Origin of the sequence: Hufsiella ginkgonis (assembly GCF_009834915.1) — a bacterium.
Lineage (GTDB): Bacteria > Bacteroidota > Bacteroidia > Sphingobacteriales > Sphingobacteriaceae > Hufsiella > Hufsiella ginkgonis.
Genome location: NZ_WVHS01000002.1, coordinates 1,153,931 through 1,169,040 on the forward strand (window position 1 = coordinate 1,153,931; position 15,110 = coordinate 1,169,040).

Below are 15,110 nucleotides of genomic sequence, written 5' to 3' on the forward strand. Positions count from 1 at the left end.
CAAATACGGAATGCTAAAACGTATTATGTGACTATTCTCCATTCCCCATCCTCCCGACAACATAATGCAGCACCTTCCTGTACAACTCATCCGGCAGGAACGGCTTTACCACGATATCGTTGATCCCGGTGGCGGTGACCTCCTGTTCAATTTCGTTCGGGAGGTTAGCGGTAAGCGCAATGATGGGGATGGTAACTCCGCTGGCACGCATGCGTTTTGAGGCCTCGTAGCCATCCATTAAGGGCATGTGCAGGTCCATCAGCACCAGTTTATGGCGGTCGGTGTCCAGTTTATCCAGGGCCTCCCGCCCGTTTTGCGCCACGTCCGTAGCCGCGCCCCACTTTTTAAGGAACGATTGAGCTACCAGCACATTCATCGGGTTATCTTCTACCAGCAGGATACAAACGCCCGTCAGCGGTTTATCCTCCTCTTTGGGAAGGCTGTTCTCCCGTGTTTCCTGCCCGCGTGTGCGGATGCTTTTTTCGAACGTTTGCACAAAAAAGAACTCCGAGCCAATCCCCTCATCGCTTTGCAGCTGCAGCGACGAATGCTGGAGCTCGAGTATACGCTTGCAGATAGCCAGGCCCAGGCCCGTTCCGCCGAATCCTCTTGATGTGGACGAATCGGCCTGCGTAAACCGTTCGAAAATGAGCTTTTGTTTTTCCCTGGAGATCCCGATCCCGGTGTCCTTCACGCGGATGCGCAGTGTAATAGTCCGTTCTGTTTCTGCCTGTACCGCGATGCCAATCTCTACATATCCCTTCTGCGTGAACTTAATGGCATTGTGTACCAGGTTACTTATCACCTGGAAGATCCGCGTAGGGTCGCCCAGGAGTTTGTGCTGAAGCGCATTGTCCACCTGCAGTTTCAGCTCGATCCCCTTGTCCTGCGCAGGTCCCTGCAACCCCATTACAATGTTTCGGGTGATAGATACCAGGTCCATTTCGATATGCTCGAAGGATATCTTCCCGGCCTCGATTTTATTATAATCCAGGATGTCGTTCACGATCGCCAGCAGGTTGTTGGCCGAGAAAAGCATCACGTCCAGCTGCGCTACCTGGTCAGGGCGCGGATCATTCTTTAGCAGGAGATGGCTCATACCGATCACCGAATTGAGCGGGGTGCGGATCTCGTGGCTCATAGTGCTCAGGAACTCGCTTTTTGCCGTAAGGCCTTGCTCGGCCTGTGCACGCGCCTTTTTAAGGGTAAACGACACCCGGTGAGATAATACCAGCGACTGAAGGAAGAAAAAACTCACATAACACAAGAAGCTGAGCAGCTGCAGCGCCGGGATAAATCCCCAGTAATGGAACAGCGAGATGGCGAATATAGACATCAGCGCCACCGTGCTGATGAGCGAATAAATGGCTCCCGGCCTGCGCCTTTTATAGGCCTGCGTATACACGTAAGGTATGTACACCAGGCAAAACAACGTAAACAGCAGGAACGGGTTGATCAACCGTGTAAAATAAACCGGTGCCAGCAGCAGCGTCGCCAGCGAAAAGGTCACGCAAATAACCAGCATCCCCTTAACGATCAGTTTGTTGATATCTTCCGGGTAGAGGTGCCGCGTATACAGGCCGAACAGGCCGATCCCTGTAAACAGCGTGATATATTCCAGCCGTACGGCGATCTGCCAGCTTAAACCCGGCAGCAGCGAATGGAGCACGTAATTGTCGACGCCCACGATCCGGTAACTATATACCATCGAGTAAAGAGAGAACAGCAGGATCGCCTTATCGCGGTTGCCAAGCAGGTACAGTCCCAGGAAAAACAACCCGCCCATAAACAGGCAGCCAGTAAGGAGCAGGTCGATGGCTTCGCCTTGCCGCCGGAGCAGGTCTACCGCGTCCGTTTGCCCGATCGTCAGCGGTTTATTTATCCCGCCGGAGCTATGCACGAAATTGGCGATCTGCAGCACCAGGTCCAGCGTATCGGTACCCGGCTCGATGTTCACGGCATGATACTCCCAATGTGGCACGAAATCTTTCACCGTGGTAGCTACCACCCCGTTAGCGGCCATCTCTTTCCCATTAATAAAAAGTTTGTAGGACGAATAGACGTCGGGCATAGTGAGACTCAGCCTTTCTGACCTATGGGGAAGCAGCACCCGGACCTTATAGGTGGCATAACCAAATCCGCCGAGGCGTTCTCCTTTATACACAGACCCGTTCCACTTCGCTGGAAAGTCCACTAACTCGCGTTTACCCTTAACGGACGATGCGGGATCGAGCAGCCGCCGCCAGTAAAATTCCCACTGCCCGTTGAGGGCGATCTCGTTGCCGAACTTCTCGCCGCGCAGATCGATCACGCCGTTTTCGGCCACCGGTACACCAGGCCGGTCGGATAAATAGCCCGAAGCGGTGCCCGAAAGCACTAACAGGAAGAAACAACAGCAGGCTCTTTTCAGTATCTTAAAACACGGGTACATGGCGATGGAAACCCGGGCTAACAGCCGCAGGATTTCGAAGCCTAAAGATACGCATTTGGCGCAGAAACCGGGGCAGGCGAAAACCACTTCGGGGCTAACAATTTAACGCAAAGGTTAATATCCTTTACGTCCTTTACGTTAAAGCTTCGTGCTGTTTGCGTCCAAATCGTTATTGCCCGATCACAAAGCTGCTGAGGCCGACGAACTGCTGTACGCGTGCGCTTACTTCTTCCGACGATAAGTTCCTGATCTTCTCTGTACCGAATTTCTCTACGCAGAACGATGCCAGCGCAGAGCCGAAGATAATGGCGTTCTTCATGTTATTGAAGTTTACGGTGCCCACTTTAGCCATATAGCCGATAAAGCCGCCTGCAAACGTGTCGCCGGCGCCGGTAGGGTCGAACACTTCCGCCAACGGCAGCGCCGGCGCAGAAAAGACCAGGTCTTCGTGGAACAGCAGTGCGCCATGCTCCCCTTTTTTAATGATCAGGTATTTAGGGCCCATCTGCAGGATCTTGTTCGCGGCTTTTACCAGCGAATACTCCCCCGAAAGCTGGCGTGCCTCCGAATCGTTGATGGTAAGCACGTCCACCAGTTTAATGGTTTGCTTCAGGTCGTCCATGGCGATGTCCATCCAGAAATTCATCGTATCCATCACGATGAGCTTGGGCCGGTTCTTTAGCCTTTCGATGGTGGTGCGCTGCACCTGCGGCGTGAGGTTGCCCAGCATCAGGTATTCGCAATCCTGGTACGAATCCGGGATGATTGGGTCGAAATCCGCCAGTACATTGAGCTCGGTGATCAGCGTATCGCGGCTGTTCATGTCGTTATGATACTTGCCGGCCCAGAAAAAGGACTTCTCCCCTTCTTTGATCTGCAGCCCTTCTACGCCGATGCCGTGGTTCTTAAAATCCGCTATATCTTCTTTATGAAAATCATCGCCCACCACGGCGACGATCTTTACCTTATCGTAAAAGTACGATGCGGCCAGGCTCGCATAAGTGGCGGCGCCGCCCACGATCTTATCAGTTTTTCCAAAAGGGGTTTCGATGGCATCGAATGCAACGGTTCCTATAACGACCAGGCTCATATATTTTTTTTAAATTTTTTCCCCGCAAATATTGCATAAATAATTTTAAATCCCGAACATTGCAGTCCCAAAACGGGGGAATGGATTTTAAGGTTTAGCCTTAAAATATGTTCCATAACCGGATAAAATTCCTGAGTAGCTCAGCCGGTTAGAGCATCTGACTGTTAATCAGAGGGTCGCTGGTTCGAGCCCAGCCTCAGGAGCCAATGGCCTCAACGATATCGTAGAGGCCATTTTTGGTTTTTAGGCATTTTTTAAATGTGGTTTAATGCCCCAAAAAGCCACCTTCTGGTTCGAGCCCACTCTGCATAGGACACCGGAGCATCGAACCCCTGAGGCCATAATCAACTATCAACAAAGCGCTAAGTTATCGGCGTCTCAATCACATTGCAGGGTATATTAACTTAATTATTTGAGTTCCCGTAAGCGTTTTCCAGCAAGAGGAAGTACTTCAGTAGGCTGGCTTACTATCATTTTAAAAATTCGTTAATCAATATTGCCGTAGCCTTAGGTGTTTTATTGCTGTCATTTGCCGATCCCATCTCGCCAAAAAATTGGCCGTGCATGCCGGGTAAAACAATGAGGTGAGCTCCCGCTATCAATCGCGACATGCCTATGGTATGCTCTATCGTTACTACGTCCTTGTCTGAAACCATAAAAAGCGCAGGAACTTTTATATTTCCAATTGCTTCATCGCTAATGTCTTTAAAATCAATCATCCGTTGTTTGTCTTTATTAAACATGTTCAACAGTCCGGCCTGGCTCGGCGTAACGTTCAAATAAGCTTCTTTTAACGGCTCCGGCATACTTTCAAACGTGGCTGCTTTCATAAAATTGAAAAAGCCATCGATGAAGCCATCGCGTTTGTAAGCACCTGACATCATCACCATTCTATTCATCAATTGCGGATGCCTGATCGCTATTTGTAACGTGGTGGTACCCCCATTACTAAAACCAACAATATTTGCCTTATCTATTTTTAAATAGTTAAGCAATTCTGCCACGTCATCGGCGTCCTGTTCAAAGGATTCCGGGGCATTACGGTCGCTGGTTCGGCCATGCGCCTGCAGTTCCACAGCTATTATTTGATGATCGACTGCAAGCAACGGCAATAAAACTCCGAAAGAGGTTTGTATGGTTGAACCGCCTCCGTGAATCAGGACTAAAGGCATTTTGCCTTTGCCATGAGTCTCATAATACATATCAATGCCATTGATCGGAGCTTTTCCTGATGTGATAATTGTTCCCATTTTGACTGGCGTTTTTTGTGCTGAAACCTGTCCTGTGAGCAATAACATAAATAATGCAGACAGTACGCGGGGGTTAAAGGTCATTATTTGGTTAATTGATTAGTTAAGTAAACTTGAAGTTTTTCCACATTTTGTTTCAATCCTTCGGCTGCATTATGCGCTTTGACCACGGCCTGAAAAATCTCTGCTGAATCGAACAACATATGCCAGTCAAGGTGTGTTCTTTCGCCATCCTCTTCGAAATTAATAGTGGCTATAATGTGCGGATTGAAATGTTCATAGCTTATCCGTTTAAATTCAATCACTTCTATAAACCTGCTTTTATTCGGATAATCGGTACCGTCAGGCCCGTGCATCACCAGGTGCCAATGACCGCCCGGTACCACGTCCATGATGGTTATCGTATTAGTAAACCCGTTAGGTCCCCACCATTGCCCTATATGTTCGGGCTTTGTCCATACTTCCCAAACCAGATTGATGGGGGCATTAAGGGTTCTCATCAGGCGTAGTTCGCGGTCTTTAGTGTTACTTACCATGCTGTCTTTCTTTTTTAAGTTTATCTAAATAAGTTTCTAAATTGTCTAGTTTGCTTTCAAAGTGCTTGCGATACTGTTCAACCCAAATTGCTACTTCTTTCAGCTGATCCAATTGCGCTTCGCAATATCGTTCACGCCCCAGTTTTTTAATTTTAAGTAATTCACATTCGATTAAAACCTTGATATGTAAGGATACAGCCTGTCGGCTAACATCAAAGCTTTCGGCAATGGCATTTACGTTTAGCGGCTTTTCGGCCACCATGTTTATGATTTGCCGGCGGGTAGGATCAGCAATTGCCTGAAAAACATCTCTTCTTTGTATCATTATGCAAGTATATGCTTGCAAATATAAACGCAATCATTTGCTTGCGCAAGCAGAATCGAAATTCATCTTGAATTTTTCTATAGCCCTCCTTACCGTAGTTGGACAACGGAAACAGGATTCGAATCGATGGCCATTAAGGCTCATACCAGCGTGAAAATTAACTTTAACGAAAAAAAGTCTTAATCTTTCGGCTAAGGCTTATTACTTGGGGTAGCCGGAACAAGACGCGAACCGATTAGTTAGCGCAAGGCAAATCACCCAACAGTTTCAAATTTTCTATCAAACGGTTCAAAAACTGCCCACTCAGGGGAGCTTGTGAAACAAGTAGTTAGCCCCACTTTAAAGACTGAGGCTTTTTTCTCACACATTTCTCACACATTTGGGTTCAAAAAACGCAGGCCTTGCGGCTTCACAGGAAATGCAGTCACTATCACTCATAGCCAGAGACGGGAGTATCTTTCAATATTCGATATTACTCAAATCTGCCTGGAGGAGGCTTAGAACGACAAACTGTATACGCCGCAATCGGGGTATTGCCGGATCTCAAACAGGAGAATAATTAATTCGTCATATAGTTGTTGGAGTGAGTACCGACGAATCCACGGCGACTGGTTGAAGCGTTATTGCTTTGTAACAGCATTACACGCTTTGTGATGAGGAGCAGCTTTGCGAAGCGATTAATTTGCAGGGAGCGTTTCGTTTACGATAAGTTTGATCTTTTCATCAAGCTCATTCACAGCCGCTTCCATAAGCTGGTAAAGTTCTTTATCCGCGCCGTAGTTTCCGGCTTTGATCAGGTTCATGATACCGCTGATGGATGCTACCGGACGCCTCAGCTCATGTGATTGCATGAACGCGATATGCCGCAGTGAATCGTTTTGCGCCTGCACCTGCTTTTCCTTTTCCACGCGACGTGTAATATCGCTCGCATGGTAAGAAACGCCGATAATTTCACCGGCAGCATTTCGTGCCGGGTCGAACGTGATAGACCACCACATCTTGCCGTGTTTGTAATCAACCATTCGCTCGATAGTAGTGACTTTCCCCGCCAGGGCTTTCTTAAAGTTTTTATGAAATACCGGAATTAGCGAAGGATCGATAAAGTCGATCATCTTCGCCCCCGTTCTTAATTCAGCATCTTTAACGGCACGAAGAAAATTTTCTACCGCTTTATTAAATACTACAATCTCCATGTCTCGATTCAATAACAAATGGCATGAAGACGAGCTCTCGAAAAAGGAACGCAGCTTATTTTCCGATTCCCGCGCGTCGATAAACTGTTGTTTCAAAATCTGCACGCTCGCATCGAACTCCAACAACTGGATCACTTGCTTAGCCAATGCCGCCAACATTTGTTCTTGCAGCGGACTAAGTTCCCTGGGCTCCCGGTCGATCACGCACAAGCTACCCAGGCTATGGCCGTCACTCGTGGTTAGCGGCGCACCGGCATAAAACCGGATATTCGGATGTCCGGTGACCAGCGTATTGTCAACAAAACGCAGGTCCTTCGTCGCATCGGGCACGATCATCACCCCCTTTTGTTCTATTACATGGTTGCAAAAGGCGTCCTGGCGCCTCGTCGTGCTTTTGTCGAAGCCGATCTTAAATTTAATATGCTGCAAATCCTCCGCAATCAGCGTAATCAGCGCGGTAGGTGTACCGCAAATCCTGGCCACCAACTCAACGATCTCCTGCAACTCCTTTTCGCGGTCTATATCTAGTTTCAAAAACCGGTTGACGGCTTGTAGCCGTTCTAATTCTTTTTTGGGCATATCCAACTAAGTACGTTTGGGCATGAGAATAAGTTTTGGTGACAGACCTTTACTTTGGGGCTATTCAACCAGCGAAGTAACGGCACTCACCGTTATAGATCGTTATCCGACGTTTAAGGAGCGGGTGGCTGCCGGCTTTTACAACATCCTTAAAAGTTATTTTTCCTCCGAAGGACCCAGCAGCTGTTTAAAGATGATCGAGCTTGTAAGAGCTACGTGAACAACAGCAGGTGGTAAATCTTTTTCACGAACATCAATTCCAGCTAATAAGAACCTAATAAAATATTTAGCGGGAATTACAGCGAATGAAAGTGAGTAAGCTTAGTTAGTGGTTGGTTTTTGATAAAGGGGATTATACTTGAGGTGGATCTCTACACGGCGGTTTTGTATGCGGCCTATCTCTGTGTTGTTACTTGCGATTGGATTGGCTTCTCCATAGCCTTTAACCATGATCCTGGAAGGGTCGACGCCGGAATTTACCAGGTAGGTTTTTGCCGAATTCGCCATATCTGCAGAAAGCCTTAAATTATATTCATCAGCTCCTTCGGACGACATGTAACCTTGAAGCCACACAGAAAGCGCAGTGGTGGATTTCATTTCTGCCGCTAACTTATCCAGCAATGGATATGATGAAGTTCGCAATACCAAACTATTATATTCAAACCCGATCTTGCCATACAGCTCAGGTAGGGAAATGCCTTTCGTATATACAATATAACTCCGGTCAAATGGCGTTCCGTCAAAGTAGGGGTGCATCACGAAATTGAAATTTGAGACGTGTCGTGCGTCATTTTCATCCATCCCGATATGTGAGAAAAACAAGGCCTCGATCCATTTCTGATCAGTGCCATTGTCGCGGGAGTCCATGCTATTCATATAGATATCTATCGTCCCCGTCTGGTAGATCATTTCAGGCTTGTAAATATCTTTTATTTGCCTTTCCGATTTCGGCGATATTGCTCCTTGTCCACCCGGCCTTACATAAATGGCATTAGCCGGTGCGCTGCCGTGATAAACCGTCATCCGTTTAAAGCTGCCGCATGAGCCTGGTTTTACCATTGCGGCTTCGGCAGCCGTTGAAAATGTCTGCGTGCAAAGCGACACCGAAATGGCCTGCGGACCCAGGTCCTTCAGGAAAATCACCCGATAGGTCTTCTGACCGGTCGATGAAATTACACGGTACACTCCGTCCTTAACCGTTACCTTACCTAAAAGATAGGTTGCATATTTCTTTTTGTTGCCGGTAGTGTAATACAGTGCGTTATAATACAGGTCAATGGCGATCAGTTCACCGGTGCCGCTCCTCCAGTTATCCTGGGTAAAGTCCGGCAATTGAGCCGCTACTTCTGGTACGACAGCCGAAGGATCCACCAGCAATCTTAAGGCCGGGTTTTGCTGCTGCGACAGGGCTTCGTTTTGCGTTGTGTACGATTTAGGATCTTTATAATATCCCAGGCGGCCAAGGCTATCTATCCGGGATAAATAATAGGTGAAGAATTGCCGGCCGTTAGTGGTTATGGCTTTAAACTTTTCGCTATTCTGGTCACAGCGCAGGTAAAGCAACACCGTATCGCCGTTTAGCCTTCCGCGAGAATAAGTCATTACCGGTGTTTTCCTATCACGGCCGTCAACCCATTGCCCCCGAAGATCATTCTGCAGTTGAAGATCGATAAATGACGACAGGAACAGGCACGAGTTCTTATCCCTGATTATCTTCACCGTTACGTTGTTCTTGTGGAGGTAGATGGTGCCGGGCTTAAAGGAATTCCGCCTGTTAAGGATCTTCATCCTGACTTTTTTCTCCCTGATCCATTGGTAGGGAAGCTGCCTGGTGATCACCGTGTCGGTTACGCCCACTTTTACCGAATCATTTTGCTGCAGGTAAAGCCAGATGGATACCGAGTCGGCGCGGAGTTTGGCCGTTTCGGGATAGCCCGTTACCGAGAACTGAATGGTAAATGGAACTAGCATACTTTCGTCTTCTTTTACGATATGCAGCCATTTATCCGCTTTGGTGCCTTTAATTTCCGATTTCCAGACAGATAAAGCTATAAGCAGGAGAATCAGCAATGTCGAAAGAACTGAGGCGGCGATCTTTGTGACCGAAAGGTTACGTAGTTTGGCGGTAGTCTCCTTATTAAAAAAGGTATCGACGGCTTCGCTGGCTGACGACCGGTCGGATAAAGAGCGGTTACCTACAAGGGTGTTCCATCCCCCGTCCTTTTGAAGGTATACTTGCAGGATGGGATCCATGGTTACCTGTTTATCCTGCCAAAGCGTTTTAAACTGCGCGTAGGCTTCTTCAAAACGTTGATAAGCGGGATTTAAGGGTGCATGTGCATAGAGCAGGAACTTATCGGTTATCAGCTGTAGCTGCATCCGTTTTACCACCTGGTTTTTGATGCCGTCGAGATTTTTAAGCACGTATTCCAGCAGTGCTACCGTGGTTTCCCTGGCTATTTTCTCATTAAGGGGCTCGAGTTGTTTTAATAGCTCCAGGCGGAGCCAATCAGGCATTATGCCGTCTTTCATCCAGCTGATCCTTACGAGCTTGAGTAGCCCACTATATGAAACGAGATCGTTGGTATATCGCTGATGACGAAGGGCGTCGCCGATGCCTAAAAACACGTTCCATTCTACTGAAGGATAAATAGCCGAGGCGCAGAGCCATTGAAACAGGAACGGATCCTCGCGGAGATAGCTCTTAACGTCATCGATCCTCGTAAAATTTACTCCTGCTGCTTTATAACTATCGCTGATCCCGCGGTTGTATCGCTGATCATAAATATCAGCCGCTTCGGTGAGTGTAAATATCAGCATCAGACCTTTCAGGTCGGAAGGGAGTACCAGGAAGTTTTCCTGTAATGCCTGTTCATTGGCGCCCCAGTCGGGAAACGGTATCGGGGTAATAATAGCGCGGCGCGACCATCGTTCCAGCGGTTTTACCAGGAACTTATTCGTTACCGGGTAGAAATCGCGGAGCAGAGGCTTACCGTCGCTAAATATAAGAAGCACATGGTCGGGGTAAAGATCGTACAACCGGCTGATCGGTAAACCCTGGGGAAATTCGCTGTTAATGTAAAGGTCCGGGAGGTCCGAAAAATAAAACTCCCTGATGTAGATTTCGCTTCGCGAAAAACGCTGGAGCAGGTAGCTGGCAAGTTTTACCTGCTGGTTGTTCCTTACCGTGCGGTCTATCAGCACCAAATATTCGGCCGCAATGGTCCGCCGCTTCCAGGCAGGGACAATCTGGCCACCGGACAATGGAATATTGGCGATCGTTTTCCTGATGTCGAGTGTAAACCCTTCACCGGCGAACCGTTGTTTCCAGCTTTCTGCAACCGGGTTGATGAGCGTTTCGTCGGTAATAAGCCTGGTGGTATCGTTAAACGGGATTTCGTACGGCGGGCCTCTTCCTTTTAGCTTATTCAGGATGGAATCTGAATTTTCAGGCACCAGCATTCCGCGGCTGCGGGCCTTTAAATAGATCCAGGATAATAGCATGACCAGGGAAAGAATTACAGCGATCATCCATGGGTTCACATAATTATGAAGGGACGCGGAGTCGTTACGCTGGAGAATATTCACACCGCTTTGCGATGCCGGCTGTATGTCGATGGTGGTCTCCGCTACCGAGTCGCATGCCGTGCCGGTTGTGTACGAGGCATCGGTATAAGTGATCGTTTGTACTCCGGGTCTACTGAAAGTGATGGTAAATGAAGACTGGTTTTGCTCCGTCACTTTTCCGTTTACTTTCCAGGTATTGGCTCCCGACGGCGGATAGAGGGAATCATAACGGACAAAAAACCGGACCGGCTGGTTGAGCGTAGCTTTTGCACCGGTTTCGGATTCAACGGTAAATGCCGGTTTGCAAACATTGACCGACTGTATTGTATCCTTCGGGGGCAAATGGATATGTTTGTCAGGTTTACGCGGTAAAAGATGTAACGATAGCTGGTAGCCTCCCGGTTCGCGGTATTGGTGCCTGGCGGTTGCGCTGGTGGTGGTATCTTTTGTCCCGTCGCCGAAATCCCATACAAAGCTGGCATAAATGGTGTCTGCCGGTTTCTCGAACCCGGAGGCGGAAACAATTACCGGTTCTTTTACGGAAATGACTTGAATATCAAATGAAGATTTTAAATAGACCTCGTTTTCCGGGAGGTGATACAGTAACAAACCCAGCAGGGCAAGCAGGGTGCCCCCCGCTGCGAACACCCATTTGCGCCAGGTTTTCTTGACCACTACCACATTATGCGGGGCCGGTGGAAAATGGGCGTTAAACTCCTTCTTAATAAGAAGCATGTCTTCCCGGTTTTTTACCAGGATTGGGGCGATATAATTGAAAAGGTCCTCGTCGCTGGTGATCTCGCCGGCATAGGCCTCCAGTACCTGGAGCACCTGGAGGCGTGCATCCGGCCCAAAATGCATACCTTTTTTCTCAAGTGCATCGAGAAAAGGGGTAAGCCAGAGGTACAGGGCTTTGTTTACGATCGGCGACGCCACAGACGGATAATTAATATCTAGACAGGAATTCTTTTGCCTTCAGCTGGTCTGACTGGTTCTTGAACAAGATGCCGAGGCCGGCCGTTATCGCTTCATTTTCACCTATTTTATTTTTAGTCTGTATGGTTTTAAGAAGATTGTTGGTTTGGAGGTAAGTGACCCAGCTGATTAGCTCGGCGGTAGCAGGTTTTTTAATGACAGCAAGACCACGAAATTTGTTAAAAAGATCGATCACCGGGGTTAAAACATCCAGGTCAGTGCTGATCCCCGGTAAATGGGACTCCAATATCGCGGCCAGCTGCGTCTCAGGGAATTCGATGTAGTGGAAAATGCATCTTCTTAAGAAAGCATCCGGAAGCGATTTTTCGTTATTGCTCGTCATGATCACCAGGATCTTCGCATCGTTCGCTGCTGCCGGGATCTCCGCCGGGATCTCGCGGATCTCAAAAGCATATTCATCGATCTCGTTCAGGATGTCATTCGGGAAATCCCGGGGCGCTTTGTCGATCTCATCGATAAGTACTACTGAACTTAAAGGTTCCGTGTTGGGAAGATTGACGGTGTCAAATATTTTCAATTTTACCAGTTTATCCAGGCCTTTTGAATTTCGGCCATGTTTGATCGCGATGGCTTTCCCGAGCGCATTTAAACGGATGTAATCTTCAGCCTCTTTTTTTTCATTGTTATACGCATCCCGGAGACGGGCGAGCGAATCATAGGTGTAGAAAAGATCGGTGGCTGCGGAAGTGGTTTTGGTAGAAAAGATCAACGGTTCTGGCAGGAAAGGGCTGCATCCGTTAGGAGCGCTTTTATTGTACCGCGTCGCTAATGCTTTGGCGAGCGCTGTCTTGCCGGTTCCGGGTTCACCGCAAAGCAATAGCGGTTTGTTTAGTAATAAGGCAATTTCAACCGCTTTATCGAGGGTTGAAGATGAAATATAAGTGCTCATGATCGTATAATTTTAAACACTGGGGTTAATCAGCTCCGGCGAACAGTTCTCTTTTCGCATTGTAGTCTGCCACTATTTTTTCGAGGCGTTCGGCAGTTTCCGCCATAGTGAATTCGGCGTCGACGCCCGGGAAGTATTTTTTCTTGATTTTTAAGGGAAGCCCAATCTTATCCTCTTCTGTAAAATATGTTTGAATCCAGTTCCGGATGTCGTTGTCAGTCACTTTCGCGAGGCGCGGCAGCACGTTCACCTCTTCGTGTTTTGCAATTTCGCTGTCGGGATCGTTGTAGTAAAGGTTGACGAGGAAATACACCGACTTCCCTTTCGTGTCGCCCGGAACCTGGATGCTGTTTAACGTTCTAAACAGGTGCAGCATCAAGGGATGGGTTCGCTCCCAGGCAATATACCCAACACTCAGTTGAAATACTACCGTTTGATAGGTCGGGTGTACGACCAGGTCAAGGGCCATGTCCATGAATGAATAGGGATCGTTAGCCGGGTCGCCGGTAAAGAGATTCTTGTGACATTCTAACGCGACGTTTTCGATAAGCTCATCTTTGGTTACATAACTGCAATCCACCTGCAGCGGTTTAATCTCGCTATTCCGCAATTCGAAATTCGAGATACTTTTCGAAAATTCTTCAGGCAAGTCGGTCTCCTCACCGTGTATAATAAATGATTTAAAAAATTGGTTCCTGATACTCTTATTGGTATTCCGGAAGCGGTTCGTGGGGGCGATACGGTCACAGCGATTGACCACATTATCCGGAAGAAGGAGTTTTTCTCTCACAGAGGCATAGTTTCGCGATACCAGCTCGGGAATGAGCGCTGCCATGACCATCATGCCAAGATCTGCAGGGCGTGTAAATCTTTTACTAATGGTAAAATCTGATAAAATGCGGTTCTTAAATTCGTTGTATTTGGCTTCTTTTTGGGCAGTAAGCGCGTTGCCGTCTCCATCTTTTTCCTTTTTTATGAGGTCGTCGATATCATTACCAAGTTCATAACGTTCATCGAGGACAAAAGGGAGCACGCACCGTTTACTGCCCTTATCACGCCTGTACGCAACGGCGGCGACGTTATTATCGTTATCGTCGATGGCTGCTTTATATTCCAGGTTGGTGATCGACCACTTTTCACCCGGGGGAATGAAGCCGTATCGTTTCCCGATAAGGAGGATATAGAATTCGCACGATGCGACATCCTTCAGGCATTGGTAGAGCGGCGTCTCATTTATGGTCCCGTAATCTTCCATGCCGATCACTTCAAATAACCTGGTCTCGCGTAATACCTGCAATAAGGTACTCCGGTGCTCCCTCAGGTCGGAAAAGGTAGATGATAAGTAAATTACCGGCTTTGCCATAGTGATATACTTGCTTTCGCGATGTGATCAATCGTGGAAGTTCTCATAGCTAAGCAGGAAATTCCAGTTGAAGTTCTGCTGTTTTGTTTGCCTCCACATCTACTACACCTTTCACAATTACGATAGATTGGCCGGTCTTCTTTTTTGCAGTCAGGCAGATCTCGTGCGGGCCTACGCTCATGTTTTTTAGCAGCGATTGTCCGCCGGTAAACGGCCTGCTTTCCATTTGGCCGGGCTTAATGCTGATGTCCTGGTAAGCTGTATGATCCTTCAAAACCACGCGTACAGCACCCGGTTGTGTCGCTTCTGTCCTCGTATTCGCTATTTTTTGAAGCTCTGCAATATTTGACTGGAACTCCGATGTCCAGATCAGGGTTTCCTGCTTCACCAGTTCATCGATAACCGATCTGAAATCGCGAAGGGAGACTAACAATTCCACGGTTTTTTCGTAAGTAAGTTCCACGTTACAAAGCTCGATCCTCGCCATTTCAATCTGCCATTTGCTGGTGAACTCTTTTAGTAACTTCCTGATCTCCATTTCGGCGTTGATATAGCGGATCCAGGTTGAAGAAAACCCAAAAAACTTATCGAGGAAAATGAGCACACCGGCAATTGCAATGGCGATATATCCCCAGTTGGTTACCACGACAGGACCCGATCTGAAGTTTATCGTGCCAATCAACGGGAATATTCCTCCAAGTCCTATCAGGACAATAGAGGCGAACCGGATGGTTTGCGACCACCTGCTTTTATTTTGCTTCCGGCTTTGATACCATTCCGCCTGGCCCAGCGTTTCAGCCGAGACGTCCGAAAAATTCTTGTCGACAAGCTTTTTTAATGAACCCGCTTCTATTGCTCTATCAGTCACTGTGTTAAAATTTGCACCAGTTT

10 protein-coding genes and 1 tRNA gene are annotated in these 15,110 nt (G+C 47.8%); 1 reads left to right on the forward strand and 10 read right to left on the reverse strand.

Annotation, left to right across the window (positions count from 1 at the left end):
• Positions 1 to 31: 31 nt before the first annotated feature.
• Positions 32 to 2,431: an ATP-binding protein gene (locus GS398_RS11915; protein WP_160906974.1), complete on the reverse strand. Its 2,400-nt coding sequence runs from the start codon at positions 2,429 to 2,431 to the stop codon at positions 32 to 34.
• Between the two features lie 169 nt (positions 2,432 to 2,600).
• A complete protein-coding gene (locus tag GS398_RS11920; protein WP_160906975.1) occupies positions 2,601 to 3,521 on the reverse strand; it encodes a PfkB family carbohydrate kinase in 921 nt (306 codons plus the stop codon).
• A gap of 129 nt (positions 3,522 to 3,650) precedes the next feature.
• On the opposite strand from GS398_RS11920, the gene GS398_RS11925 reads away from it, so the two are divergent.
• Positions 3,651 to 3,727, forward strand: a tRNA-Asn gene (locus GS398_RS11925).
• Between the two features lie 264 nt (positions 3,728 to 3,991).
• Here the strand turns inward: GS398_RS11925 and GS398_RS11930 are convergent.
• From GS398_RS11930 to GS398_RS11965, 8 genes are all read right to left on the reverse strand, one after another.
• A complete protein-coding gene (locus tag GS398_RS11930) occupies positions 3,992 to 4,855 on the reverse strand; it encodes an alpha/beta fold hydrolase (RefSeq protein WP_202406029.1) in 864 nt (287 codons plus the stop codon).
• On the reverse strand, positions 4,855 to 5,307 hold the full coding sequence (locus GS398_RS11935; RefSeq protein WP_160906976.1) for an SRPBCC domain-containing protein: 453 nt from the start codon (positions 5,305 to 5,307) through the stop codon (positions 4,855 to 4,857). Before GS398_RS11935 ends, GS398_RS11930 begins: the two co-directional genes overlap by 1 nt.
• Positions 5,297 to 5,632, reverse strand: a complete 336-nt coding sequence (locus GS398_RS11940) for an ArsR/SmtB family transcription factor (RefSeq protein ID WP_160906977.1) — start codon at positions 5,630 to 5,632, stop codon at positions 5,297 to 5,299. The genes GS398_RS11935 and GS398_RS11940 overlap by 11 nt, the downstream gene beginning before the upstream one ends.
• A 677-nt stretch (positions 5,633 to 6,309) precedes the next feature.
• Positions 6,310 to 7,359, reverse strand: coding sequence for a GAF domain-containing protein (locus tag GS398_RS11945; protein ID WP_160906978.1), 1,050 nt, complete (start codon positions 7,357 to 7,359; stop codon positions 6,310 to 6,312).
• A 366-nt stretch (positions 7,360 to 7,725) separates the two neighbouring features.
• A complete protein-coding gene (locus tag GS398_RS11950) occupies positions 7,726 to 11,907 on the reverse strand; it encodes an OmpA family protein (protein WP_160906979.1) in 4,182 nt (1,393 codons plus the stop codon).
• Positions 11,908 to 11,917: 10 nt separating this feature from the next.
• Positions 11,918 to 12,856 carry an AAA family ATPase gene (locus GS398_RS11955; RefSeq protein ID WP_160906980.1) on the reverse strand — a complete coding sequence of 313 codons (939 nt, stop codon included), beginning with the start codon at positions 12,854 to 12,856 and terminating at the stop codon, positions 11,918 to 11,920.
• Between the two features lie 25 nt (positions 12,857 to 12,881).
• On the reverse strand, positions 12,882 to 14,219 hold the full coding sequence (locus GS398_RS11960) for a DUF4062 domain-containing protein (protein WP_160906981.1): 1,338 nt from the start codon (positions 14,217 to 14,219) through the stop codon (positions 12,882 to 12,884).
• A gap of 49 nt (positions 14,220 to 14,268) precedes the next feature.
• Positions 14,269 to 15,087 (reverse strand): SLATT domain-containing protein, encoded by an 819-nt coding sequence (locus GS398_RS11965; protein WP_160906982.1) that lies wholly within the window; start codon positions 15,085 to 15,087, stop codon positions 14,269 to 14,271.
• Between the last annotated feature and the right edge of the window lie 23 nt (positions 15,088 to 15,110).

Excerpts from the sequence above, each read along its gene's own strand:
- GS398_RS11920 (WP_160906975.1), bottom strand. The coding sequence starts at position 3,521 with ATGAGCCTGGTCGTTATAGGAACCGTTGCATTCGATGCCATCGAAACC.
- GS398_RS11915 (WP_160906974.1), bottom strand. The coding sequence starts at position 2,431 with ATGTACCCGTGTTTTAAGATACTGAAAAGAGCCTGCTGTTGTTTCTTC.
- GS398_RS11930 (WP_202406029.1), bottom strand. The coding sequence starts at position 4,855 with ATGACCTTTAACCCCCGCGTACTGTCTGCATTATTTATGTTATTGCTC.
- GS398_RS11960 (WP_160906981.1), bottom strand. The coding sequence starts at position 14,219 with ATGGCAAAGCCGGTAATTTACTTATCATCTACCTTTTCCGACCTGAGG.
- GS398_RS11955 (WP_160906980.1), bottom strand. The coding sequence starts at position 12,856 with ATGAGCACTTATATTTCATCTTCAACCCTCGATAAAGCGGTTGAAATT.
- GS398_RS11940 (WP_160906977.1), bottom strand. The coding sequence starts at position 5,632 with ATGATACAAAGAAGAGATGTTTTTCAGGCAATTGCTGATCCTACCCGC.
- GS398_RS11935 (WP_160906976.1), bottom strand. The coding sequence starts at position 5,307 with ATGGTAAGTAACACTAAAGACCGCGAACTACGCCTGATGAGAACCCTT.